Source organism: Acinetobacter terrae (genome assembly GCF_002135195.1).
In the GTDB taxonomy this organism is placed as follows: Bacteria; Pseudomonadota; Gammaproteobacteria; order Pseudomonadales; family Moraxellaceae; genus Acinetobacter; species Acinetobacter terrae.
The window spans coordinates 129,661-154,408 of sequence record NZ_NEGF01000006.1 but is presented as its reverse complement, the minus strand read 5'-3'; the positions used below and the strand labels follow the sequence as shown (position 1 = coordinate 154,408).

Below are 24,748 nucleotides of genomic sequence, written 5' to 3'. Positions count from 1 at the left end.
TCTCCAACTACCAAGGTGTAGCACCTTCGTGGCGAAGTTTCATAATCGGCTGTTATTTTTGGAAAAAATTATGCTTGCTAAACGTATTATTCCTTGCCTTGACGTAGATAATGGTCGAGTGGTGAAAGGTGTGCAATTCCTTGATATTCGTGATGCAGGCGACCCGGTTGAAGTTGCGCGTCGCTATAATGAACAAGGTGCCGATGAAATTACCTTCTTAGACATTACTGCAACCTCGAGCGGCCGTGACACCACTTACCGTACTGTGGAACGTATGGCAGAAAGTGTATTCGTTCCCTTAACCGTGGGTGGCGGTGTGCGTAAAGTTGAAGATATTCGATCATTACTCAATGCGGGTGCAGATAAAGTCAGCATTAACTCCGCTGCAGTATTTAATCCGGAATTTGTACAAGAAGCATCGCAACGCTTTGGTGCACAATGTATTGTGGTCGCCATTGATGCGAAAAAAACCGGTGACAATAAATGGGAAATTTTCACTCACGGTGGTCGTAAACCGACCGGTATTGATGCCATTGAATGGGCAGTGAAAATGGCTGAATATGGCGCAGGTGAACTGCTGATTACCTCGATGGATGCTGATGGCACCAAATCGGGTTATGACCTCAAATTAATGCGTCAAATCAATGATCGCGTGAACATTCCTACCATTGCTTCGGGTGGTGTCGGCTGTTTACAACATTTAGCGGATGGTATTTTACTCGGCGGAGCAGATGCAGTTCTAGCAGCATCAATTTTCCACTTTGGTCAACATACCATTCCTGAAGCAAAACAATATCTAGCCGCACAAGGCATTGAAATGCGTCTCTAAAATTTTAATGCTTTGTCATGTACAAAAGAGTGTTGTTAAAACACTCTTTTTTATTTTAATGAGGCCATGATAAAAATTTCAGATAAAAAAAAGGAGTCTTAGAGACTCCCTATAAACCAAGAAAACTACAGCGCGTGGTTTCTTGTAACGTACAACATAAAGATATATACATTCACTCGGTCAAATTATGTTACAACTTAGTGATGCGGCAAATATAGAATAAAAAAGCAGTATAATATTGACCATCAATGCCAAAAATATTGACAATTTACGACATGACTTAAAAAGTCAGTATCGAGAGTCCATTTAAAATCAAAAGATTAGTTCAAACTCGCTAAAATTAAAAACCATAAACGCTCGATCCTTTATTTCTCGACCGATCATTGAGGCACTTTTTCTACCCATTTTGCAGGAAGATAAGTAGCTGCAACAAAATTTAATAACTTTGAAATAGGTTGTGGCAATGCGATGCCCAGCGGATTCTGTTCTTGCAAATCTTTCGACGAAATCACCCTGGTTCCGAGCACATAGTCAAACCAAGGTTTGGTCACACACCAGTTGGCATCCTGATTAGAATTCATATGATGATCATAATGCCAGGGAATTTTTTTCATTGCCCAGTCCGGCTCCAAATGCGCACGGCGGTGAATATAGTAATAATTACAGGCACTATAGACTGCGGCAAAAGCCATACCTTTCGAGACAGGATAAAACATTAAACTGGTGCTCGTCGCCACCACTGCCAGAGAAATGATTTCATTTTTAGTGCGCCAGTTTGAAATGCCTTCGACATAGCCATGGTCATGAAATGCAGTTTTTCGTACTTCACGATGATGCTCCCAATGCGATTTCATACTCTCTGGCACAGGGCTATAACGCGGCTTTCCACTTCGATGTGTACCGTGCAAAATATATTTATGTGCAATCCATTCAAAACCATTGGCCACCACTAATCCAACCAGAAAACCTTTCCACATATCGCTTCTCCATCAATTGTATTGAATATAGGCAATGAACTGTGCTAAATATTGACCATAACATAAAACTTCATTGACAAATTACGACAATAAAAAGATCAATATGCAACAATTTAAAGATTATACCGGCTCCGTTTATGGGGGACTTGGACATTTACTCTATGCCTATAGCCAGGCTAAAGGCATAACTATTTCTAAAAAACTGGAACAAGTTCAAAATCTGGAACGCTTTGACTTCAGTCTTTGGCGTGACTTACTGACGGATATGCAACAACATCGGCAAATTCCTGCATTAGGACTTGATATTGCCGAATTTGTACAACCCAAACATCTCGGTATCATTGCTTATATTGCGCTGTCCTGTAATACCTTGGGGGAAGTGTTACAACGTTATTATGATTTTCACCGCTTGATTTACGATGGCAGTGCTTTACATGTCAATATGCAGGGTAACTATTTAACGATTGGTTGGGGAGATATTCCCTTTCATATAACCACCCAACTCACCCATGAAATTTCTATCGCCTTGCTATTTCAGTTTCTGAAACACTTCATGGAATTTGATGATATTCACGTGCATGAAGTTCATTTCGTTCATCCGGCACCGAAAAATATCGCGCTCTATGAGCAATATTTCCGTTGTAAAGTTCGCTTTTCACAACCAGTTGCGCAAATTATTGTCCCTGTTTACGAGCTTGCCAAACCTTTTCAGCAAGGTGATCAAACCCTGCAACATCTGCTTATGCAGCAAGCTCAAGCGCTGCTGGACAAGCTTCCCAATTCCACCCAACTGGATCAACGTCTACAACAGGCAATTTTAACCGGCTTACAAAAAAACCTGTATCAAATCGAACCCATTGCCCAACAATTAAACATGTCAGTACGTCAGCTGCAACGCCATTTACAACAACAAGGCACAAGCTATCAACAGCGCATGCAAGAAGTTCGACATCTGCTGGCAGAACAATATTTAAAAGATCCACATTTAAGCCTGCAAGACATTGCTTTATTGCTGAGTTATTCTGAACAAAGTGCCTTCCAACGTGCTTTTAAACAATGGACTGGCTCTACACCACAACAATGGCGACAACAACAATATTGCTAAAATCGAATTCCAGTCATACAAGTGTCATGTCTATTCACCATGTTGGAATTGAGAAATGTTCAATTTCTCGATAAATATAAAATGTCACCTGAGATTATTAAAAAATTTATAAAAAATCTGGAGAATAAAATGAATAAATATCTCGCTGAATTGATTGGTACATTCTGGCTAGTGTTTGGTGGTTGTGGTAGCGCAGTAATTGCAGCAGCCTTTCCTGATTTGGGCATTGGCTTTGCCGGCGTGGCGTTGGCTTTTGGTTTGACCGTGCTGACAGGTGCCTATGCATTGGGTCATATTTCTGGCGGACACTTTAATCCTGCGGTCAGTATAGGCTTGTGGTTTGGCGGCCGTTTCGATGCCAAAGATCTGATCCCATATATTATTTCCCAAGTCGTTGGCGCGACTTTAGCGGCACTGGTTTTATATGTGATTGTACAAGGTCAAGCTGGTTTTGTCGGTACAGGCGGTTTTGCCAGCAATGGATTTGGTGAATTATCTCCGGGTAAATATTCAATGACCTCGGCTTTAATCATTGAAGTGGTACTCAGCGCTATTTTCCTGATTGTGATTATGGGCGCGACTGACAAACGCGCACCTGCAGGTTTTGCTCCTATTGCGATTGGTCTGGCTTTAACCCTGATCCATTTAATCAGTATTCCAGTGACCAATACCTCGGTTAATCCAGCACGGAGTACCGGTGTTGCCTTCTTTGCGCAAACAGCTGCATTAAGCCAGCTTTGGCTATTCTGGGTAGCTCCGATTTTTGGTGCCATTCTTGGCGCGCTAATTTATAAAGTGGTTGCATCCGAAAAAGACTAAAATATCATCCATAAAAAAAGCTCACATCAGGTGAGCTTTTTATGTTCCATGTGGAACATTTTGTTTTTATAGCTATTTATAAAAATGGATTTTCAATTTCCTGTTCATCTTGACGATCAATCTTTTCAGGCAAATTGGGTTCATTTTCTAGGGCACTGACCACATCATTCAAAAAGGCCTGTAAAGCCTTGGCAGCTTGCAAGCCAGCCTGATCTTTAGTTAGCTGTAAATTGCCATAAATACTGACACAATCTTCTTGGTTTTCTAAAGTGAGGTCGTGGATAGCATGCGATTCGGTACCATTTACAAAAGGCTTGAACATTGTATTCTCACTGATCTTTGTTGTTATTTAAAAAGTAGGATGATTTTTATCATCCTACCTAAAAAAGGCTTATTTCAACAACTGTAAAATGTACTGTAAAAGTCCTTCAATCAATTGTTTAACAATTGCATCTTGGGTATTTGGATCGATCGTTGGTGCCGCACTCTTGTTCTCACCCGATTGTGTAGGCGTAGCGGTTGAAGACGATTTTACCGAGGATGATTTGAACTGTTTCTGCAAAGCGCTAAGCGCATCTGCACTGACTTCTTCAGCACACTGGCTTTCTGCATCCCAATGTGAATAGGCAATTTTCTGCGTCGCTTTGACCGCACTTGCCTTTAATGGCAAATTGTAAGTATTGCGCTTTTGATCTTCTGTTAACTGAGGAAAAATATTAATCCCAGTGAGGTCTTCCAACGCACATATACTGATCACATGAACTTTTGGTGCAGTAGCTTTCAGGGTATTGTCAGCATAGTACACACCTGCAGCCCCTGTTTTTGGCATATATATGGCTTTGTAGGTCGCTGTTGGAACAATTACACCTTTACCAATCGTTTTGAGTTTTTTAGCTGAGTACACCGGCCCCGTTACAATATATACATCCTGTTTCTGCCTGGTCACAATCGCACGTGTGGCTTCTTCCAGCTCACGCCAGACCTGCTGATTATTTTTAGGCGCTTGCGGCACCATATTGGCTAGAGAGAAACTGTCATACTGCGCAGCTTTATTAGGCATGTCTGCATTCGGCGCCATATGTCCGCGGTCATAACCTGATGCTTTATAATCCGCTAATGTCGCCTGATGTTCCACTTTAACTTTGGTTTCTTCATGAAAACTGTCTTCACGCGGAATTTTTTGACTGAGACGTTGTGGAGTCAAGGCTTCTGCAACCCACAAAGGCGTTTTAGACACCCCTGAATACATTACATTGAAACCATTAAAACACAGCGGATAAGTATTTTTATTGAGACTTTCTTTTGTTAAATAAGGTGGAACATCACGATAAAATTGATCTAAACAAGCCGAATTTGATGAAGATGGCAATGAAACAAATTGCTGGATTTTTTCTTGTCCAAACGCAATCGCAAAACTACTGGTCGCGACCAAACCTAAAATAATTTTTAAACTATTTTGATTTAAAAGTTGAACCCAAGATTTACTGGTTTTACGTTTCTTAATTGCCATTTCTAGATAAACACTCATTTTCCACGAGCTTAACAAGCAGTGAAAATGAAGTATATGTAGCGAAAGTTGTTTGTTTAACATTTAGGCAAAACATGGTTAACAAAAGCACAGTTGTTGTAACAGTATGTCTCATTTTCTAAAGCTTTTATAAAGACTCTTAATGGCTTTACGTATGTTTGATTGAAAAACCGATCCTAATTATGACAAGGTAAAAATACGCAAGATTCGGAATTATTATTTCTACGGAGTATTTTATGCATTCGAAGCTTTTAGGTTTAAGTCTCGTGACAGGACTAATGAGTGCAACTGCATTCGCAGAACCCGCAATTCAACCTGGCGATTCTTTAGAAAGTTTATCTAAAGTTAAAGTGACTACTACCGTGAATGGTCAAGCAGGTTCAATTCAAGATTTAGTGACAAGTGGTCAAATCCGTATTGTCGATGCAAGCCAAATCGCTGCTGAACCGACTCAAGCTGGATTTGAGGCCCAACAAGTACAAACCAATTCAGCTGCAGATGCATCACAAGCCGCCCCACAAGCTGCGGATATGAATACAACAGCACAAACTGTTGAAGCATCACCAGAGCAAGCAAATAATCCTGCTATTGAGCAAACAGCTCAAGCTGCACCTGAAAGTGCGGACCCAATGCAACCCAATGCTGAATTAGCTGCGCAACAAGCTGAACAAGTGATGGATCAACAAGCTGCGGCTGCACAAGCGCCAGTGAATGATGCTGATGAAAATGTAGCTGCTGCCTCAATGACTTCATCTTCTGCTGATGCACCCGTGAATGCTGCGGATATGTCGCAAATAGATGGAACTAATGAAGCTGCCGCTGCAGCACCGGTGAATACTGCTGAAACAAATGAAGCATTTGCTGCTACACCTGAAGCTATGCAGCCAAATGATGCTGTACAAGCAGCACCAGAAGCTGATGTTACAGATGCGCCAGTGAATGCCTCTCCAGAAGCTCCGGCTGCAGAACAAACAGAGAACTAATCACCCTCTCGTTTTCAGGGCTTTCATCCTCCAAATAAAAAACCAAGGATTTTCCACCTTGGTTTTTTATTGTCTGTAATTTCTGGCCGTTAAATTTCGATTTGACTGCCCAGCTCCACCACACGATTGGGTGGAATCTGATAAAAATCGCTGACTGGACTGGTATTGCGTTGCATGGAAATAAACAGTTTTTCACGCCACGGAGACAAGCCATCTCCGACTGTATGAATCAGTCGATCACGTGAAATAAAGAAGCTCATTTGCATCATGTCGAAGTCAAAACCTAACTGTTGATAGGCCTGTTCCAGTGCCTCTGGAATATTGGGCTGATCTTTAAAACCGTAATACACTGAAATACGATAGAAACGATCATCCAGTTTCTCGACTTTAGTCCGCTCTTCTTCGGCCACATAAGGAATATCACGGGTGATGACCGTCACCATAATATTCAACTCATGCAGTACCTTGTTATGCTTAATGTTATGCAACATGGCATGCGGCACAATATTTGGCGTACCTGTCAGGAATACTGCAGCACCCGGAACAAAGTGTGTTTCCGCGCTCATGCTAATACTTTTGATGAACAGATCAATCGGTAATGCATCTCTTTCCAAACGTGCAAGTACAATTTCTCGGCCTGCTTTCCAGGTCATCAAAATGGTATAAACCACTGCACCAATCAAAATTGGTACCCAACCACCGGAAATAATTTTTAATGAAGTTGATGCCACAAAAACAAAATCAATCAGCAAAAAGGGTACGGCAAATAACAACACTTTCCACACTGGCCAACGCCAGAAACCATAGGCTAGGAACGAAATTAAAATCGTCCCGCACAGCATGGTCATGGTAACGGCAACCCCATATGCACTGGCGAGGTTGGCACTATTTTCAAACAATAAAATCAGGATAACCACCGAAATGAATAACACCCAATTGATGAACGGCAAATAGATTTGACCTTGTTCAACATCCGAGGTGTGATGCACGGTTAAGCGCGGCAAATAGCGCAGTTGAATCGCCTGATTGGTCATTGAGAACACGCCCGTAATGACCGCTTGTGATGCAATGACTGCCGCAGCAGTTGCTAAACCAATCATGGGGAATAAAGCCCAGTCGGGAACCAGCATATAGAATGGATTGGCAATTGCATCTGGGTTACGGAGCAACAGTGCCCCCTGTCCTGCATAGTTAAACAGTAGAGAAGGTAAAACAATAATGAACCAGGCGAGGCGTATCGGTAAGCGACCAAAATGCCCCATATCGGCATATAAGGCTTCGCCACCGGTCATAGTCAGAATGACTGCACCCATGGTCAGGAAAGCCACATAGGGTTGATGGACAATGAAGTTAAAAGCCCAATGCGGACTCACCATGGTTAATACAAATGGCGTTTGGATAATACTCCACACACCCAGTGCACCAATGGATAAAAACCAAACCATGGTTAAGGGACCAAAATATTTCCCCATGGTCGCCGTACCATGCCGTTGTACTAGAAATAATCCGGCCAAAATACCAATCGCTAAAGGCATTAACCATTGGTTAAACATGGGCGTGGCGATACTCAAGCCTTCAATGGCTGACAAGACAGAAATTGCCGGGGTAATGATGCCATCGCCAAAGAACAGCGATGCACCAATAAAGCCTAAAGCAATCAGATAAATCTTTTTGTTCTCGGCAATACGTGAGGTCCGCAGGTTCAATGCCAATAACGACATAATCCCGCCTTCACCATTATTGTCCGCACGCATAATGATGGTGACGTATTTGAAACTAATCGTCAGCATCATGCACCAAAAAATCAGTGATAAAATTCCAAGCACTGATGCTTCAGTAATAGCGAGATGGGCGGTGAGGAAACATTGTCGAAGGGCATACAATGGACTGGTACCAATGTCTCCGAATACAACCCCAAGCGCTGCGAGGGTAATCACAGGCAAGGCGGCTTTCTTTGCAGTACTTTGCATATTTTGTCTTCGTTTGTAGACACAATTTTTTCGCCATCATATCACCGAGATAAAACTTTTGCTTTAAATCAATTGTTTCAACTTGGCAGAGTTGCTTTTTTTGGTTATCATCGCGGCGCAATGGTGAGGTGTCCGAGTGGCTTAAGGAGCACGCCTGGAAAGTGTGTATACGTTTGCGCGTATCGAGGGTTCGAATCCCTCTCTCACCGCCAGAATTTGAAAAAGACCTAAATCGAACGATTTAGGTCTTTTTTTATTGCTTATAAAATCGCTTAAAACCCTACTTGATTCATTTATTTTCAAAATTTTTATGCATAACTATAAATAATTTTTTAATCTTCTTATTTAGAATTTCGAATCAACTGACAATAAAAATAACAATTTAAAAAATTATCATAAAGCTGCAATATTCTGCTGATAATAATCGTATTACAGCACCTTTAATCGAATCATAAAATTACATTCAACATATAAAAAACTGCTATTCGGGAGTAAGCATGAATACCAGCCTTAATTATGTAAAACAGATCAAGAATGCGAAACGTGGCGGTTATACCCCAACCATTGCCAAAGATATTAATAAACATAAAGTTCAGAAAGCCATACGTTTAATTGAACAATGGAGAAAGCTCGCAGATGAACTCAAGCCACAAATGCAAATCGACATGGCTTTAACATTAGAAGAATGTGCTGAAGATTTAGATCAAATTTTAAGGAAGAAATAATACTGCTAAATATGAATGCAATTCAATCGCTCATTTTTTGGCTTGCGTTTTTAACAAAATTCGCTATTATTCATCCCACGTTGCCGGCATAGCTCAGTTGGTAGAGCAACTGACTTGTAATCAGTAGGTCCACAGTTCGAATCCGTGTGCCGGCACCATTTTATACTTAGCCTCGCTTTTTAGTGAGGCTTTGTTGTTTCTGGGCTTTCGCTTTTCAAAGAATATCTAAAATGTTAGTGCTTATTATTTTTTCGCGCTGATTTGCACATACTTGACCAAACCATCGACGTAAAGCTTGTGACATAACTTTGCTGTCATGCGAATTTTAAATGCATCCAAGCCTATAGTTTGTTGTGGCAATTGCTGCAATTTATGAAAATAATTTGCAAAACCCTGCAAAACGGCTTCAGATAAATCACGGATTTCAATCTCCGCAAAATCATAAGTCTGCAAGGTGTGCTTCAGGACTGATTCCCTCATTAAATTATCCAGATTCACATCCGCTGCTTTTAACAACCACTGATACTTTTGTTTTTGGAATGAATTTAAATTTAGCCATTGTTCAGACAACATTAGATAATGAAAACCCAGTCTGCCCTTTGAATTTAAAACACTCCCCACTGAATCGAGAAATGAATTCAAATTTGAGTGATAGGCCGCATCGATACATAACACCACATCAAAGTCAGATTTGAACTGAATCTGTTTTAAATTTAAAAAAGAGTGTTGGTGAATCGCAGCAAGTTGAGGAAGATGTTTTTGAATTTGAATCACACAACTGGCTTGTAATTCCACAGCTTCAATGTGTTGAACATGATAATGCTGCTGCCAATGAACCAGACTTGCGCCCTGCCCACAGCCTAAATCGAGCAAGCTGTCATTTGAAGTTAAATGGACTGCTTGCGCCAACCGATCTGCCAATTGACGACAAGCGTCGGGATAGGATGACGTTGCATCATCCCAATAACCCAAATTACTCCAAGCGAGTTCAGCATCATCCCCTAACTGTTTTGCATTAATTGCATACTTATGTTGTGAAAATTGCTGTTGGATTGCTTGAAGCCATTTCATGTATTAGTAGCCGAGTTGTGGGGCAACCTCAACTTTAGGTTTTAATCCCACAAACGGCAATGGGGCACCCAAAATTTCTGCAATATTCATTGCTGAAGTCACTGCCGATTCTAAAAGTGGCAAACCATCACAAGACCAAGAACCACAATAGAACACTTTACGGTTTAGATCTTTATGACGTTGTTGCAGCTCTTTATTTAAAGCTACTGTTTGTGAGTCCACCACAGCACGAGTTAATGTAACGCTGGAAATGACTTTTTTAGGATCAATGTCAGTCACCGGTTGCCAGGTTTGGAACACTGGCGTTTTACCGACCAGACTTGGCTCAACCGAATTCAACCACACGGTGAACTGTTGACGGGTAAATTTACGATCCATCATATAACTGAGTACTGCCCAATCTTTACGCTTGGGTGGCATCACAGTTTGATCGGTGTGAATCACCAATTGACCCTTTTCAAATCTGAATTTCTTTAACAGCGCAATATCATCTGCAAATTGTTCATTATTTAAAAAGGTTTCAATTTTATTGGTCGGTGTTGCCACAATGACACGATCAAAAATGCGTTGCTCACCCAATGCATTCTCAACTAAAACACCATTTTCGTGTTCTTTAACCTGGGTAATGGCAGAGCTATTATGAATTTCAATGCCTTCAATCAGCTTGTCTACCAATGCCGGCGTGCCACCTTGAATACGTAATAAAGCATCGCCATCTGTCAATTGACGCAAGAACGTCAATAAAGGTTTTGCAGGCCATTCGCCAATGGTTTTTGGGTTACAGGTACAAATGGTATAAAGCACCGGCATCACTGCGCCATGCCAGAATACTTCTTCAATATCATTATTATTGATAAATTCAGCCAGAGTAATATCTTGATTCTTTGATCTGAAGAATCTGGCGATGGCAGCTTTCAGTTGCAGCATGCCTTTTACCAAGCGCCAGCCGTATTGTTGAAGCCCTTTACGGTTGTTAATAATCGGAAAGTTACCAATACGACTACGGGTGGTCGTTAACCAGGTTTCCGTGCGATCTTCAAACAACCAGCTGCATGCCATATAGGTACGGACAGGGAAAGTAGGTATACCTAAATACGTCGCCAAACTGAGGGTGTTTTTCCACAAATGAGGGTTCATTACACGCAAGGGTGCATCAATTAAGCCGCCTTCAAATTCAATGCTATGGCTATCCATACCACGTCCAGGCAATGCTTCAAAAATAGTTATGCTATGCCCTGCATCTTTAAGAATTCTGGCGGTAGCTAGCCCAGCCATGCCACTACCAATAACTGCAATATCCAAAATTATTATCCGTCAGTTACATATAAGATTCTTGAAATTATGAACCAAGCGAGATTAAAAGGCGGTATTAAAATATTCCAGAATATGTTCTTTTAACAAAAGTCATCATCAAGGATACCAGAAAGATTTTTACATTTATTTACATAGAAAAAATCTAAAATAAATATAAGAAAATATTGAAATTTTTCCTAATAAACCATAAAAGTCCTTTAAAAAAGCATATATATATTAACCAATATTATAACGATCGTTTTACAAAAGTATAAAATACCACTATGATGCATCACATAATAACTTGACCACCAGATTCACTTTTAATACCCCATAACTATGCAAATGCTGTAAAAACAACAAAATTTATTTCGCAAAAAGCCCCTAAAAATTTAGGGGCTTCTTTATTTCTTGAATGACCAATGAATGGCTAAAATTAACTGGCAACCGGGATCTCACCAAACTTGCCGTTATTAAAGTCATTAAAGGCTTGAACGATTTCATCTTTGGTATTCATCACAAAGGGACCATAGCCCTGAATTGGCTCATTCAAAGGCTGTCCGCTGAGCACCAAGAATTTACTATCTTTCATCGCTTGCAGTTGAATATCGGCTTCACCATCTTGAGCAAACAGGACAATGGAACTGTCTTGAACATGCTGCGTTCCATTCAACTGCATTTCACCGGATAGCACCACAACCAGTACATTGTGATCGACAGGTACATGAATGTGATGCACATGTTCTGCTTTCAACTCACCATCCCATACGTTCACAGGACTATAAGTAGAAGCAGGACCGCTATGTTCTGCTTGATCCTCTATATAGCGACCGGCAATCACGCGGAGATGTCCTGCACCCTTTTCAAGCTCAATCACAGGAATCTCTTGTGCTTCAATGGCCTGATATTTAGGTGCAGTCATTTTGTCTGCTGCAGGCAAGTTGACCCAAAGCTGCACCATTTCAAACAAGCCACCATTCTTGGCGAATTCTTCAGAGTGAAACTCTTCATGCACTAAACCTGCACCCGCAGTCATCCACTGCACATCACCCGTTTTAATCTGGCCGCCGCCCCCTGCTGAATCTTTGTGAGTCACCCCACCTTGATAAGCCAGCGTCACCGTTTCAAAACCACGATGTGGATGAGAACCGACGCCATGCTGCTGCGTGGTTGGGCTAAAATGGTACGGTGCTGCATAGTCCAAGAGTAAAAATGGACTAATTGCCTGCCCTAAACGATCGTAGGAAAACAGGTTTTTAACTGGAAAGCCATCACCCACCCAATGCATGTTCTGGTTACGGTAAATGCCAATAATTTTTTTCATTTCAAAGCTCCTATCACTAGGAAATAATATGGATTTATCTTAAAACTTTTAAAGTAGCCAGCCTAGCGCATGAGCAATATACAGCGTCCTGACAATAGGATAATTCAATTTTTTACGCTCAAAAAGAATACAAAAAATAGATCATTTCTATCAATATTCTGAGGCTACTCATCCTATGATGAGGTTTCCGTTCTTAACGCGCTTCAAGTTTTTCACTGGAGGTCATAACGAAAATACGCAGAAGCTGAGGTCAGCGTTTTATGCTCACCCCATCAGCCTCTATGATGATTAAAAAAAGAGGAATACAAAAATGGGTAAACCCTACATTCGTTTAGATAAAGATAATGCAGCAGTTTTATTGGTCGATCATCAAACTGGATTACTTTCATTGGTTCGTGATATTGATCCCGATAAATTTAAAAACATTGTTTTAGGACTAGCTGCATTAGCTCAATATTTTAATCTTCCGACCATTTTAACCACCAGTTTTGAAGAAGGTCCGAATGGTCCTTTGGTTCCTGAACTGAAAGAAATGTTCCCAGATGCACCTTATATTGCGCGTCCAGGCCAAATTAATGCCTGGGACAATGAAGACTTCGTCAAAGCAGTCAAAGCCACAGGTAAAAAACAACTTATTATTGCCGGAGTTGTGACCGAAGTCTGTGTGGCATTTCCTGCACTTTCAGCGCTTGAAGAAGACTTTGAGGTGTTCGTGATCACCGATGCTTCCGGTACATTTAACCCTTTAACCCGTGATTCGGCATGGAATCGTATGTCCAATGCCGGTGCACAATTGATGACCTGGTTCGGTGCAGCCTGTGAATTACATCGCGACTGGCGTAATGATGTGGAAGGTTTGGGCGCATTGTTCTCGAATCACATTCCTGATTATCGTAACCTGATCAACAGCTACAACCAACATTCATCGCAAAAATAAGCTTATGCTCTTTTTCATGAAGCGATCTCTAGATCGCTTTTTATTTTGCTATTCTGCCACGCCATTCACTATATGTTTTTCAGCTAGAATAAAGCCTTTTTTGCGCTGTTTTGAGAATGATTTATTCATTCATTTGATGATGATGATTAATTTCCCTGGTGGTGAAACACGGCGGATTTAGTGCAACAATTGAAGCCAGCAATATCATCAAATCAAATTTCAAGCCAATGAAGATTCGAGTCTGATTGTCCGTGATGTGATTAAAACTACGCATTGTTTGGTCGCAAGTCCAGAATTGCTACAAGGACGAGAAATCCGGCATTTTACAGAATTGCACGAATTTCCAAGTGTGATTCTGGGCATTCAAAAATCACAATATTATTGGCATTTAAAAAATCGTGAGCATGATGAAGTGATTAATATTCCTTTACAGCCACGGATTAAAAGCAATGATCTTGCCGGGGTCTACTATGCCATGCGTGATGGTTTAGGCATTGCCGATTTGCCTTATATAACGGTTGAAGAAGACATCAAACAAGGCCAACTGATTCATGTCTTACCTGAGTGGTGCTCAAATTTAGGCACTGTGCAATTGGTCTATGCTTCGAGTAAAGGGCAACGTCTGGTGATGGAAAAACTGATTGATTATCTGGTCGAAGGTTTAAGAGATTTAGCCCAAGATCATTTGGGTTATGCACTTTGAATTAACAGATGAAGCAGATAAAAAATCCAGGAACAAAGTCCTGGATTTTTTTGGGGAGATGATCTCAATTTGAGATTAGATTTTACCAATTAAGTCGATTGAAGGAGCAAGTGTTGCATCACCTTCTTTCCATTTTGCTGGGCAAACTTCACCTGGGTGTGCATAAACATATTGCGCGGCTTTTACTTTACGAAGAAGCTCTTGCGCATCACGACCAATACCCCCGGCATTGATTTCGATAATCTGGATTTTACCTTCAGGATCAATCACAAAAGTACCGCGGTCTGCCAAGCCTTCAGACTCAATTAGAACTTCAAAATTTTTCGCCAAAGTCCACGTTGGGTCGCCAATCATTGCATATTGGATTTTTTTGATTTCATCTGAGCTGTCATGCCAAGCTTTATGCGTGAAATGGGTATCAGTCGATACTGAATAAATCTCAACGCCCATTCTTTGGAATTCAGCATAGTTATCAGCCAAATCACCAAGTTCTGTTGGACAAACAAAAGTGAAGTCTGCAGGATAGAAAAATACCACTGACCATTTTCCAATCATGTCTTTTTCAGACACTTCAATGAATTCACCATTTTTATAAGCGGTTGCGTTGAATGGTTTTACTTCAGTATTAATTAAACTCATGAGATATTCCTCTAGCTCGTTTCTGGGATTGCTTATCTTGTGAAGCTAGAATACGAAAGTTTCTCAAATAGGTAAAACCGTACTTTTTTATAAAAACAATCGAAAAAATAGATTAAATATTTCTATCGAGTTTGTAAAAGCAATTGTTTTAGGCAATAAAAAACCCTTTGCTGTTACAAAGGGTTTTGGATGATGAGTTGCCGTTTTAGATCAAGTTAAAACGGTAAATCATCATCTAAATCAGCAGGTGCAGCGACAGGCGCAGCTGGTGCAGATTGCGGTGCTTTCGGCTGGAAAGCAGACGGATTATTGTTTGCATAACCGCCTTGCTGGTTGTTATTAAAACCACTAGCTTGATTATTGCCATAACCGCCTTGGTTATTGCTATTGTTATTATTGTTGTTATAACCGCCGCCTTGGTTGTTGTTGAAACGTGGTTGGTTATAACCCGCGTTGTCACCACCTGCAGCTTGCTCACCTTGCTGACGGTTGCCGCTATCTAGCATTTGCATTTGTTCACCACGAATTTCTGTGGTGTAGCGTTCCTGACCGCTTTGGTCTGTCCACTGACGCGTACGCAATGAACCTTCGATATAAACTTTAGAACCCTTGCGTAGATATTGCTGTGCAATTTCACCTAAGCGGTTATGCAACACAATACGATGCCATTCAGTTTGCTCTTTACGCTCACCGGTATTTTTATCAGTCCACGAATCGCTGGTTGCAATTGAAAACTGAGTAAGAGAACCACCATTCGGAAAAGTTTTGGTTTCAGGATCTTTACCTAAAGTTCCGACTAAAATTACTTTATTAACACCACGCATCAGACGTACACTTCCTATCTATTTCTATATTTTACTTTATAAGAGTTATGCTTAAATGGCTACATCTTTACCTAACAACTGCGTTAAATCTTGTCGCGCAGCTTCATTTATAAGCTGCTTATCAATTTTAACATAAGCAAATTGCTGATCAGACATCACCACAACCTCTTCAATACCACGAATTGCCAAAAGTTGAGAAGTCCACTCATCCGTTTGTTTCGTCTCGGGTAAACGCAAGACCAAGGACGAAAGATAACGCGGCTGAGCCAGACTAAAGCTGATCAATAACCAGACAATAGCGATCCCGGTTAAGATGCTCCAACCCATGGCAGTATTATTTAGTAACAATAATTGACCACCAATCATGCCACCAAAAAATGCCCCTAAAAACTGACTACTGGCATTCACACCCATCGCTGTGGCTTTAGACTGAATCGGTGCAGACTTGGATAACCACGAAGGTAACAAGGCTTCCATCACGTTAAAGGCGATAAAGAAAAATCCTAAACCTGCCAATAAGATATATTTTGATTCATAGCCAAAAATCAGTACCAGTAAACCCAGAATAATCCCGCCAATCGCGGTCAGGAAAATGCCGCGCATTTTGCGATACTTTTCCGCGAAAATAATGCTTGGAAAAGCAAAAAACAGGCTAATGATCAATAATGGCAAATACACTAAACCATGACTGGCCAATGGAATATCTGCAAACTGAATCAGTTGCGATGGCATATAAATAAACATCGCAGTCAGCAATAAATGCAGCGTAAACACTGAAACATGCAAGCGGTTTAAATCGCCCATTTTCAGCACTTGTTTCAGTTGTGCCAGATAACCTTGCTGATAATTTTTATGATGACGGGTCACTTTAGGAACCAGCAGCAACATCGAAATTGCCGCCAAGCCCATAACGGTAGTCACCCAGAACAATCCGGAAATGCCGACCAAACTGGTGAGCCAAGGTCCGAGACTAAACGCGACCATAAAGGACACACCTATACTCATCCCCATCACGGCCATGGCTTTGCTGCGCTGTTCTTCCCGAGTGACATCTGCCAATAGCGCCATCACTACTGCAGAAACCGCACCACCACCGGCAATCGCACGACCGATGATCACGCCATAAATGGTTTCAGACATCGCAGCAATTGCACCACCTAGCGCAAACAGGATTAAACCTAAAACCACCAAAGGCTTACGGCTGAAACGGTCAGCCAGCAAGCTAAACGGAATTTGTAAAATGGCCTGGGTCAAACCATACACACCAACCGCCAAACCAATCAGCGCAGGCGTTGCCCCCTGATATGACTGCCCTGCCACGGAAAATACAGGAATAATCATGAACAAGCCCAACATACGCAGGGCAAAAATACTGCTTAAGGCAAAGGTTGAACGACGTTCTAAAGCATTCATCATATCAATAAGCTTGGTTTTATGAGTTTAATTTCGATGGGCTATCCTACAACATTCATGTTATGGATGTTGATTTATTCAAAGATCAGCCATCATAAAAAAGGGCACATTTTCATGCGCCCCTATTGTAACCGTTTTTCTTAAAAAACAATTAACCGATCCGTTCTTGACGCTTGCTATATTGAATGGATGCAATGACTGCCCAGACAATAAATGCCACACCAATCAAACCGGTCACAACTTCAGGTACGTGTAGACCCGTGCCGCTCGCCAGCATAATAAATGCCAAAGCACCAATGGCGTAGTGCGCGCCATGCTCAAGGAAAATATAAGCATCTAATGTGCCTTTTTCGACCAGATAAATCGTCATTGAACGCACGAACATTGCACCAATGGCAAGACCCAGCATAATGATCACAACGTCAGATGTAATCGCAAATGCACCGATGACACCATCAAAACTGAACGATGCATCAAGTACTTCAAGGTAAAGAAAACCACCAAAACCGGCTTTAATCACACCTGTAGATGCACCACTGGCATCATGTGCCACAGCATTGCCCTGTTCATCAATTTCAGGTTCACCGCCTAACAAGTGACTCAGTACTTGAACCCCAATGTAAATGACGATCCCCCAGATTCCTGCCATGGTCACAGCTAAACGCGCAGTTTCCTCTACATTTGCTGCCATGATCAGCAAGCCAACCAGTGAAAGGAATACTGACATTGCAGGTACGTTGGCTAGGTTAGACAAACGTGCTTCAAGCCATCTAAACCAGTGAGTATCTTTTTCGCTATCCAGGAAGAAATTCAGGAACACGAGCAACAGGAATGAGCCACCAAATGCTGCAATTTCAGCATGATGTGCCATCAACTTCTCTGAATAAAGAATAGGATCATTGATCGCCATTTTCACGACTTCAAGCATGCCCATGTCCGCAGTGACTGCAACAATCACAATCGGGAACACCAAACGCATGCCAAATACAGCAATAACAATACCGACGGTTAAGAAAATCATTTTCCAGAAATGATCCCAACCGCGCAGTACCGAGGCATTCACCACGGCATTATCGAAAGAAAGTGATACTTCCATGACGGCCAGAATGGCAGTAATGGTTAACGCCGTGAACATGGTCTTTAAACCTGCTTCCGGGCCATGCGTAAAGCCCCAATATGCAGATATAGCCAGACACACGATCGTAAAAATGATTGAGAAACCAAAATGTTTCATCATGATAGATCGACCTATGAACAAATATGTATAGAGAGTAAATTCGGTAAAACTTAAAAAAGAACTTAAGATTTTATGTGCACAATTATGACGACTTTTTGATATTAATCCAAAATTCTTCGTATGATTTTTTTTGAAGACAAATATACTATTTATCCGGCTTGATATCTTAGCGCGGAAACTCTTGTTATAGTCCTGCCTTCTGTAAATTCTTCTTTTATTATCGACAGGATGATGACATGAGCTTTTCTCAAGATGTATGGCAGCGAAATTTGGCTTTATATCAAAAAACTTTAGCCCTGCCATTTAACCAAGAGCTTGCACAAGGCACTTTGAGCAAAGACGTTTTTAGTCATTATGTGATTCAAGATGCGCATTATTTACTGGCTTATGGTCGATCACTTGCAGTCTGTGCTGCCAAAGCCTTTGAAGCTGATGACGTAATCCAATTTGCTGAAGCAGCCAGAATTGCCATTGTGGTTGAACGCAGTCTGCATGATGGTTTTATGCAGGAATTTGATATCACCAAAAAAGAATTTGAATCCACTCCACTCACCTTGGCTTGTCATCATTACACCTCGTTTTTAACCGCAACGGCATGGTCTGAAAGCTATCCGGTGGTATTGGCTGCTTTACTGCCATGTTTCTGGATTTATGCAGAAGTGGGTAAAGATATTGTTGATAATTCAATACCGAATAATCCATACCAAGCTTGGGTCGATACCTATTCAGGTGAAGAATTCAATGAGGCTGTACGTAATGTGATTGCCACGGTTGATAAAGTCGCTGCACGTTGTGATGCCGATACCCTTGAGAAAATGCATAATGCCTATACCACTGCTGCCAAACTGGAATGGTTGTTTTGGGATAGTGCTTATGATCAAAGACAGTGGTTGGGTTTGGATCAGTAATAAATAATAAAAAATGAATTTCTCCCTTCTACTGTTAATAGGCAAGATTTCTTCACCAAGATTACTTTAATACTCCCTTCTTGCGAAGCAGCGCTTCTCAACTTAAAAAAGGGGGGCTAAATTTAAAAAGCTCCTCCCTTTTTTAAAGGTGAGGAGTCTCAAAATATATTTTGAGTCTGCAAGGGGAGGGATTGTTTTTACTGCTGAAACATCTGCCATCCATAAATCAGCACTGCCGCAGCCACAATCCAACAAAGTGTCGCAACACCCAAACACGACCACATCGACATTTTGGTTGCCAGCACATACACCATCAACAGATAAATAAAATATGGAATAAGTGACCATAAACCAAATAATGCGGTTTTACGCAAAGCTTCTGCACCCTGCTGTTGCGACACAATCACATGTGCAATCAAGGCAAAGGTCGGAAATAACGGCACCAATCCTGCAATATAAAATGCCTTGCTTTTAGAAAGTATCGAAATCAGCAATACCACTGCAGCACCCAATATACATTTCAAAAATAAAGACAACATATCCACAAATCCAGCAGGCAACCGTTTTAAGAAATGAATTCTATGCCAATCCTTATACCTAGAATACATTCACCACAATTAAGGCAATCAATGCGGGTACAGCCTGAATATAAATAATCTTTTTACTGGCGGTAATGCCTCCATAGATTCCGGCAACCAAAACACAGCCTAAAAAGAACTTGGCAAGTGCTGTGGCATAAGCTTCTGGTGCAAACAGTGACCAAATCAATCCTGCTGCCAGAAAACCATTATATAAACCCTGATTTTGCGCTAAAACTTTGGTCAATTTTGCCTTTTCTGCATTGTTGCCAAAGGCTTTCATTCCAATCGGTTTATCCCACAGAAACATTTCAAGAACCAAGAAATAAACATGCAGTAATGCAATCAGTGTGATTAAAATTTTGGCAATCATTGTTTTCATTTCCCTTTTTATTTTCATGCTATTGTGCTGTGATTTTGCTTTTTTAGCGACATCTTCTGCAACACGATTCACATTAAAAGTAGCTTATTCAGACTTGTGACTATCGTGAAAGCTCGCTACAGTCTTCTAAACTTTAACTAAATACATTCAGCCGACATAATATGTCGTTAAAAAACGATTTTATTCAGCTTGAACAAAATTAAATCGCTATCATATATAACCTTCAATTTGCACATTACCGAGATGTTTTATGAGCCAAAGTCATATCCGTATTCGAGGCGCACGTACCCATAACTTAAAAAATGTGTCACTCGATATTCCACGCGACAAATTCGTGGTCATTACGGGACTCTCAGGCTCAGGTAAATCTTCCTTAGCTTTTGACACTTTATATGCTGAAGGTCAGCGCCGTTATGTGGAATCGCTTTCTGCCTATGCTCGCCAGTTCCTTTCACAAATGGAAAAACCAGAAGTCGATTCTATTGAAGGTTTAAGCCCTGCTATTGCAATTGAACAGAAATCAACCAGCCACAACCCACGTTCAACTGTGGGAACAATCACGGAAATTTACGACTATTTACGTCTTTTATATGCCCGTGTCGGAACACCGTATTGTCCTGAACATGACCTGCCAATGGTGGCACAAACTATTTCAGAAATGGTTGATGCAGTTAAAAACTTAGAGGAAGGCACTGCTTTAATGCTGCTTGCACCGGTGGTGCGTGAGCGTAAAGGTGAATACACCAACCTGTTTGAACAACTGCAAAGCCAAGGTTTTGTCCGTGCCCGTGTGGATGGTGAAATTGTCGAAATTGACACTCCACCCGAACTGGATAAAAAGAAAAAACACACCATTGAAGTGGTGGTGGATCGCTTTAAAGTCCGTGATGACTTAGGCAACCGTATTGCAGAATCTTTCGAAACTGCGCTGCGTTTAGGTGGTGACATCGCGATTTTATCGTGGATGAAAGGCGAACAAGCGGATCGTGTGTTCTCGGCAAAGCATTCCTGCCCTGAATGTGACCGTGCCGTTGCCGAACTCGAACCACGTTTGTTCTCGTTCAACAATCCATTTGGTGCCTGCCCTGCCTGTGATGGTTTAGGTACACGCAGCCATTTTAGTACTGAAAAACTGATTCCAAACAGTGAAGTATCATTAAGCCAAGGCGCCATTCGTGGTTGGGACAGACAGCGTCCGTATTACTACAGCATGATTGAAAAAGTCGCAGCGCATTTTGGCTTTTCTTTGGATACGCCGTGGAATGAACTGGATGCCGATACCAAAAAGAAATTCCTTTACGGGACGGGCAAAGACAAAGTTGATTTAAGCTATATCGATGAGCGTGGTCGTCAGCATAAACGTGTGCAACCTTTTGAAGGCATTTTGCCGCATTTAGAGCGTCGCTACCGTGAAACTGAATCGAATTATGTCCGTGACGATTTAGCACAGTATTTATCCAATGCTGCATGTGATGCCTGTGGTGGTTCACGTCTGAATGAAATTTCACGTAACGTCCGAGTCAAAGACAAAACCATTGCTCAAATTACCAAGATGTCGATTGGTGATGCTGAAAGTTATTATCAGGACTTACAGCTTGAAGGTGCCAAAGGTGAAATTGCCGACAAGATTTTTAAAGAAATCCGTGAGCGTTTGCACTTCCTGGTTTCTGTCGGCTTAAACTATTTAAGTCTTTCGCGTTCTGCCGAAACCCTATCTGGTGGTGAAGCGCAGCGTATTCGTTTGGCTTCGCAAATTGGTGCGGGCTTGATGGGTGTGATGTACGTACTGGATGAACCGTCGATTGGTTTGCATCAACGTGATAATGACCGTCTGCTTGAAACTTTAGTTCGCTTACGTGACCTAGGTAATACAGTTTTAGTGGTCGAACATGATGAAGATGCAATTCGTGCTGCAGATCATATTATTGATATTGGGCCGGGTGCCGGTGTGCATGGCGGTCATATCATTGCTGAAGGTACTTATGACGAAATTTTGGCGAATCCCGAATCGCTCACTGGACAATATTTATCTGGAAAGTTAAAAATCAAAGTACCGGAAGTTCGTACGCAACCACCAAAACCTGAAGAAAAAATCAAGTTGATGGGTGCGGCAGGTCATAACTTGCAGAATGTCGATTTAACCATTCCTTTAGGTATTATGACTTGTGTGACGGGCGTTTCGGGTTCGGGTAAATCTACACTGATTAACCGTACCCTTTTACCACTTGCCGCAACGCAATTGAATGGTGCGACCACTTTAACTGCTGAAAAATTTGATTCAATTGATGGTTTACAATTCCTCGATAAAGTCGTGGATATTGACCAAAGTCCAATTGGACGTACTCCACGTTCTAACCCTGCGACTTATACAGGTTTGTTTACCCCGATTCGTGAATTGTTTGCGCAAACCCCTGAAGCCAAAGCACGTGGTTATGCAGCGGGTCGTTTCTCGTTTAACGTGAAAGGTGGACGTTGTGAAGCCTGCGAAGGCGATGGCATGATTAAAGTGGCGATGCACTTCCTGCCCGATATGTATGTGCCTTGCGATGCCTGTCATGGCGACCGTTATAACCGCGAAACTTTAGAAGTCGGTTATAAAGGCAAAAACATTTCCGATGTTTTAGGCATGACTGTTGAAGATGCAATGCATTTCTTCGAAGCTATTCCAGTGATTCACCGTCGTCTGGAAACTTTGACCCAAGTCGGTTTGGGTTATATCCGTTTAGGTCAATCTGCGACAACCCTTTCAGGTGGTGAAGCACAACGTGTGAAATTGGCACGTGAGTTGGCGAAGCGTGATACGGGTAAAACCTTATATATCCTGGATGAACCGACGACTGGTCTGCATTTCCATGACATTGCAAAACTGTTAGATATTTTGCATCAGCTCCGCGATAAGGGTAATACCATTGTGGTGATTGAGCACAATCTGGATGTGATTAAAACAGCCGACTGGGTGATTGACCTTGGTCCTGAAGGTGGTGCCGGTGGCGGTATGATTATTGCCGAAGGTACGCCTGAGGAAATGGCAAAATCTAAAGTTTCACATACTGCGAAGTTCTTGAAGCCGCTGTTGAAATAATTCTCTATTTCAACTAAATACATGATAAAACGGTGATTCATTCACCGTTTTTATTTATTCCAATAATGATAAATCACGCTCAACTACAAGATAGAATTAATCCAAGTGCATCAAAAGATGAAGACTGGAACTCCACCTCCACTGATACCGCTTATCAAATCGATAGAGCAAGAATTATTCACTCTGCATCATTCAGAAGGTTACAGGCTAAAACTCAAATTCTTGGGATAGGTGATAGTGATTTTTATAGAACTCGATTAACTCATTCAATGGAAGTTGCGCAACTTGGTTTTGGAATCATTGAGAGTCTGAAAACGAAATACCGAGATGATCGTGAAATGCTTGAATTAATCCCCTCACAAAATGCAATTGAAAGTATATGCCTCGCTCATGATATTGGGCATCCTGCTTTCGGGCATGGTGGTGAGATAGCATTGAATTATAGTATGAGAAATGATGGTGGTTTTGAAGGCAATGGACAAACCTTACGGATTGTTTCTAAGTTGGCAGAATATACGCCTGAAAATGGAATGAACCTTACAAGACGAACCCTATTAGGGCTCATTAAATACCCTGCACCATATAGTGGTTTTAATAAAAAATATCCTGAGATTGAAAATAAAAATATTTTAGAAGTTCCCCTATCTCTTTCCGAATTTCATCCCCCAAAATGTATTTTAGATTCAGAACTAGAAATTTTAGATTGGTGCTTGGATATTTTTACCCAAAAGGATAAAGAAAATTTCAAAAAAATTGGTCCTAAAAAAACTTTATATAAATCATTTGATTCAACCATAATGGAGCTTGCTGATGATATTTCATATGGTATTCATGATTTAGAAGATGCTGTCGCTCTCCGTCTTGTCACATTTAGACAATGGAATACTCTAGTTGTACAGAAATTAAAATTACTGAATATTAAATTGAATGATGATATTCATGAAATTTCAGAGTTATTATTTGGAATCAATAACAAAGAAAGAAAAACATGCTATTAGCAAATTAATTAGATATTTTTTGAAAAATGTCATTATTGAGAAACGGAATGTTTTTGAAAATCCACTACTCGATTGCAAAGCTACTTTAGAAGATGATGACCATCTACAAGCATTAGAAATTATTAAAGATTTTGTAGTGGATAATGTAATTAAACAACCTGAAATTCAAATTCTTGATTACAAAGGGCAAGAAATCGTAATTAAACTGTTTGAAATATTATCTTCTAATGCAAAAAACCTTCTACCTAAATCAACTTATGACCAATATGAAAAAGCAGCAAATAAAAACAGAGTTATCTGCGATTATATTTCTGGTATGACTGATGCCTATGCTTCACGTCTATATCACAAACTATTTACACCTAATATGGGATCTGTTTTTGATAGACTCTAAATAGCTCTATTATGATGCAGACTTGATTT

23 protein-coding genes, 2 tRNA genes and 1 pseudogene are annotated in these 24,748 nt (G+C 41.0%); 13 read left to right on the top strand and 13 right to left on the bottom strand.

Annotated elements, in window-relative coordinates:
• Nucleotides 1–70: 70 nt before the first annotated feature.
• A complete protein-coding gene (gene hisF / locus B9T23_RS08855) occupies nucleotides 71–829 on the top strand; it encodes an imidazole glycerol phosphate synthase subunit HisF (protein ID WP_086193854.1) in 759 nt (252 codons plus the stop codon).
• 380 nt (nucleotides 830–1,209) lie between these two features.
• Here hisF and B9T23_RS08850 read toward each other — a convergent pair whose 3' ends face one another.
• Nucleotides 1,210–1,806, bottom strand: a complete 597-nt coding sequence (locus tag B9T23_RS08850) for a sterol desaturase family protein (RefSeq protein WP_086193853.1) — start codon at nucleotides 1,804–1,806, stop codon at nucleotides 1,210–1,212.
• Nucleotides 1,807–1,909: 103 nt separating this feature from the next.
• On the opposite strand from B9T23_RS08850, the gene B9T23_RS08845 reads away from it, so the two are divergent.
• Together B9T23_RS08845 and aqpZ are read left to right on the top strand one after the other, a co-directional pair.
• A complete protein-coding gene (locus B9T23_RS08845) occupies nucleotides 1,910–2,911 on the top strand; it encodes an AraC family transcriptional regulator (protein WP_067725563.1) in 1,002 nt (333 codons plus the stop codon).
• A 129-nt stretch (nucleotides 2,912–3,040) separates the two neighbouring features.
• A complete protein-coding gene (gene aqpZ / locus B9T23_RS08840) occupies nucleotides 3,041–3,730 on the top strand; it encodes an aquaporin Z (RefSeq protein ID WP_086193852.1) in 690 nt (229 codons plus the stop codon).
• A gap of 76 nt (nucleotides 3,731–3,806) precedes the next feature.
• Here the strand turns inward: aqpZ and B9T23_RS08835 are convergent, their stop codons facing one another.
• Together B9T23_RS08835 and B9T23_RS08830 are read right to left on the bottom strand one after the other, a co-directional pair.
• A complete protein-coding gene (locus B9T23_RS08835) occupies nucleotides 3,807–4,052 on the bottom strand; it encodes a hypothetical protein (protein ID WP_067725561.1) in 246 nt (81 codons plus the stop codon).
• 69 nt (nucleotides 4,053–4,121) lie between these two features.
• Nucleotides 4,122–5,240 (bottom strand): DNA/RNA non-specific endonuclease, encoded by a 1,119-nt coding sequence (locus B9T23_RS08830; protein ID WP_086193851.1) that lies wholly within the window; start codon nucleotides 5,238–5,240, stop codon nucleotides 4,122–4,124.
• Nucleotides 5,241–5,494: 254 nt separating this feature from the next.
• On the opposite strand from B9T23_RS08830, the gene B9T23_RS08825 reads away from it, so the two are divergent.
• A complete protein-coding gene (locus tag B9T23_RS08825) occupies nucleotides 5,495–6,241 on the top strand; it encodes a hypothetical protein (protein WP_086193850.1) in 747 nt (248 codons plus the stop codon).
• Between the two features lie 89 nt (nucleotides 6,242–6,330).
• On the opposite strand, the gene B9T23_RS08820 is transcribed toward B9T23_RS08825, so the two are convergent.
• A complete protein-coding gene (locus B9T23_RS08820) occupies nucleotides 6,331–8,211 on the bottom strand; it encodes a potassium transporter Kup (RefSeq protein WP_086193849.1) in 1,881 nt (626 codons plus the stop codon).
• 122 nt (nucleotides 8,212–8,333) lie between these two features.
• Here B9T23_RS08820 and B9T23_RS08815 point away from each other — a divergent pair.
• The 3 genes from B9T23_RS08815 (at nucleotide 8,334) to B9T23_RS08805 (ending at nucleotide 9,094) form a co-directional block, all read left to right on the top strand.
• Nucleotides 8,334–8,423, top strand: a tRNA-Ser gene (locus tag B9T23_RS08815).
• 285 nt (nucleotides 8,424–8,708) lie between these two features.
• Complete coding sequence (locus B9T23_RS08810; protein WP_086193848.1) at nucleotides 8,709–8,936, top strand: hypothetical protein; 228 nt, start codon at nucleotides 8,709–8,711, stop codon at nucleotides 8,934–8,936.
• Between the two features lie 82 nt (nucleotides 8,937–9,018).
• A tRNA-Thr gene (locus B9T23_RS08805) sits at nucleotides 9,019–9,094 on the top strand.
• Between the two features lie 85 nt (nucleotides 9,095–9,179).
• Here the strand turns inward: B9T23_RS08805 and B9T23_RS08800 are convergent.
• The 3 genes from B9T23_RS08800 to B9T23_RS08790 form a co-directional block, all read right to left on the bottom strand.
• On the bottom strand, nucleotides 9,180–10,007 hold the full coding sequence (locus B9T23_RS08800; protein WP_086193847.1) for an SAM-dependent methyltransferase: 828 nt from the start codon (nucleotides 10,005–10,007) through the stop codon (nucleotides 9,180–9,182).
• 3 nt (nucleotides 10,008–10,010) lie between these two features.
• A complete protein-coding gene (locus tag B9T23_RS08795; protein WP_213033037.1) occupies nucleotides 10,011–11,309 on the bottom strand; it encodes an FAD-dependent oxidoreductase in 1,299 nt (432 codons plus the stop codon).
• Between the two features lie 427 nt (nucleotides 11,310–11,736).
• A complete protein-coding gene (locus tag B9T23_RS08790) occupies nucleotides 11,737–12,624 on the bottom strand; it encodes a pirin family protein (protein WP_086193846.1) in 888 nt (295 codons plus the stop codon).
• A gap of 310 nt (nucleotides 12,625–12,934) precedes the next feature.
• Here B9T23_RS08790 and ycaC point away from each other — a divergent pair, with 310 nt between their 5' ends.
• On the top strand, nucleotides 12,935–13,561 hold the full coding sequence (gene ycaC / locus B9T23_RS08785; RefSeq protein WP_086193845.1) for an isochorismate family cysteine hydrolase YcaC: 627 nt from the start codon (nucleotides 12,935–12,937) through the stop codon (nucleotides 13,559–13,561).
• Nucleotides 13,562–13,778: 217 nt separating this feature from the next.
• Nucleotides 13,779–14,264, top strand: a pseudogene (locus B9T23_RS08780) (LysR substrate-binding domain-containing protein); the annotation flags it as partial.
• Nucleotides 14,265–14,339: 75 nt separating this feature from the next.
• Here the strand turns inward: B9T23_RS08780 and ahpC are convergent.
• From ahpC to B9T23_RS08760, 4 genes are all read right to left on the bottom strand, one after another.
• Nucleotides 14,340–14,903 (bottom strand): alkyl hydroperoxide reductase subunit C, encoded by a 564-nt coding sequence (ahpC, locus tag B9T23_RS08775; RefSeq protein WP_086193844.1) that lies wholly within the window; start codon nucleotides 14,901–14,903, stop codon nucleotides 14,340–14,342.
• A 215-nt stretch (nucleotides 14,904–15,118) separates the two neighbouring features.
• Complete coding sequence (gene ssb, locus B9T23_RS08770) at nucleotides 15,119–15,727, bottom strand: single-stranded DNA-binding protein (protein ID WP_086193843.1); 609 nt, start codon at nucleotides 15,725–15,727, stop codon at nucleotides 15,119–15,121.
• Nucleotides 15,728–15,778: 51 nt separating this feature from the next.
• A complete protein-coding gene (locus B9T23_RS08765; RefSeq protein ID WP_086193842.1) occupies nucleotides 15,779–17,143 on the bottom strand; it encodes an MFS transporter in 1,365 nt (454 codons plus the stop codon).
• Between the two features lie 148 nt (nucleotides 17,144–17,291).
• A complete protein-coding gene (locus B9T23_RS08760; RefSeq protein ID WP_086193841.1) occupies nucleotides 17,292–18,377 on the bottom strand; it encodes a DUF475 domain-containing protein in 1,086 nt (361 codons plus the stop codon).
• Nucleotides 18,378–18,613: 236 nt separating this feature from the next.
• On the opposite strand from B9T23_RS08760, the gene tenA reads away from it, so the two are divergent.
• Nucleotides 18,614–19,285 (top strand): thiaminase II, encoded by a 672-nt coding sequence (gene tenA / locus B9T23_RS08755; protein WP_086193840.1) that lies wholly within the window; start codon nucleotides 18,614–18,616, stop codon nucleotides 19,283–19,285.
• Nucleotides 19,286–19,482: 197 nt separating this feature from the next.
• Here the strand turns inward: tenA and B9T23_RS08750 are convergent, their stop codons facing one another.
• Both B9T23_RS08750 and B9T23_RS08745 read right to left on the bottom strand, forming a co-directional pair.
• Nucleotides 19,483–19,824: a GlpM family protein gene (locus B9T23_RS08750; protein WP_086193839.1), complete on the bottom strand. Its 342-nt coding sequence runs from the start codon at nucleotides 19,822–19,824 to the stop codon at nucleotides 19,483–19,485.
• 58 nt (nucleotides 19,825–19,882) lie between these two features.
• Nucleotides 19,883–20,236, bottom strand: a complete 354-nt coding sequence (locus tag B9T23_RS08745) for a DUF1304 domain-containing protein (protein ID WP_086193885.1) — start codon at nucleotides 20,234–20,236, stop codon at nucleotides 19,883–19,885.
• Between the two features lie 259 nt (nucleotides 20,237–20,495).
• Here B9T23_RS08745 and uvrA point away from each other — a divergent pair, with 259 nt between their 5' ends.
• The 3 genes from uvrA to B9T23_RS16880 are packed head-to-tail and all read left to right on the top strand — an operon-like array spanning nucleotide 20,496 to nucleotide 24,719.
• Nucleotides 20,496–23,327, top strand: coding sequence for an excinuclease ABC subunit UvrA (gene uvrA, locus B9T23_RS08740; protein WP_086193838.1), 2,832 nt, complete (start codon nucleotides 20,496–20,498; stop codon nucleotides 23,325–23,327).
• 32 nt (nucleotides 23,328–23,359) lie between these two features.
• The gene (locus B9T23_RS08735) at nucleotides 23,360–24,325 is read left to right on the top strand and encodes an anti-phage deoxyguanosine triphosphatase (RefSeq protein ID WP_213033036.1); all 966 of its coding nucleotides are present in this window, start codon (nucleotides 23,360–23,362) and stop codon (nucleotides 24,323–24,325) included.
• The gene (locus B9T23_RS16880) at nucleotides 24,267–24,719 is read left to right on the top strand and encodes a hypothetical protein (protein WP_228145911.1); all 453 of its coding nucleotides are present in this window, start codon (nucleotides 24,267–24,269) and stop codon (nucleotides 24,717–24,719) included. The genes B9T23_RS08735 and B9T23_RS16880 overlap by 59 nt, the downstream gene beginning before the upstream one ends.
• The last annotated feature ends 29 nt before the right edge of the window (nucleotides 24,720–24,748 follow it).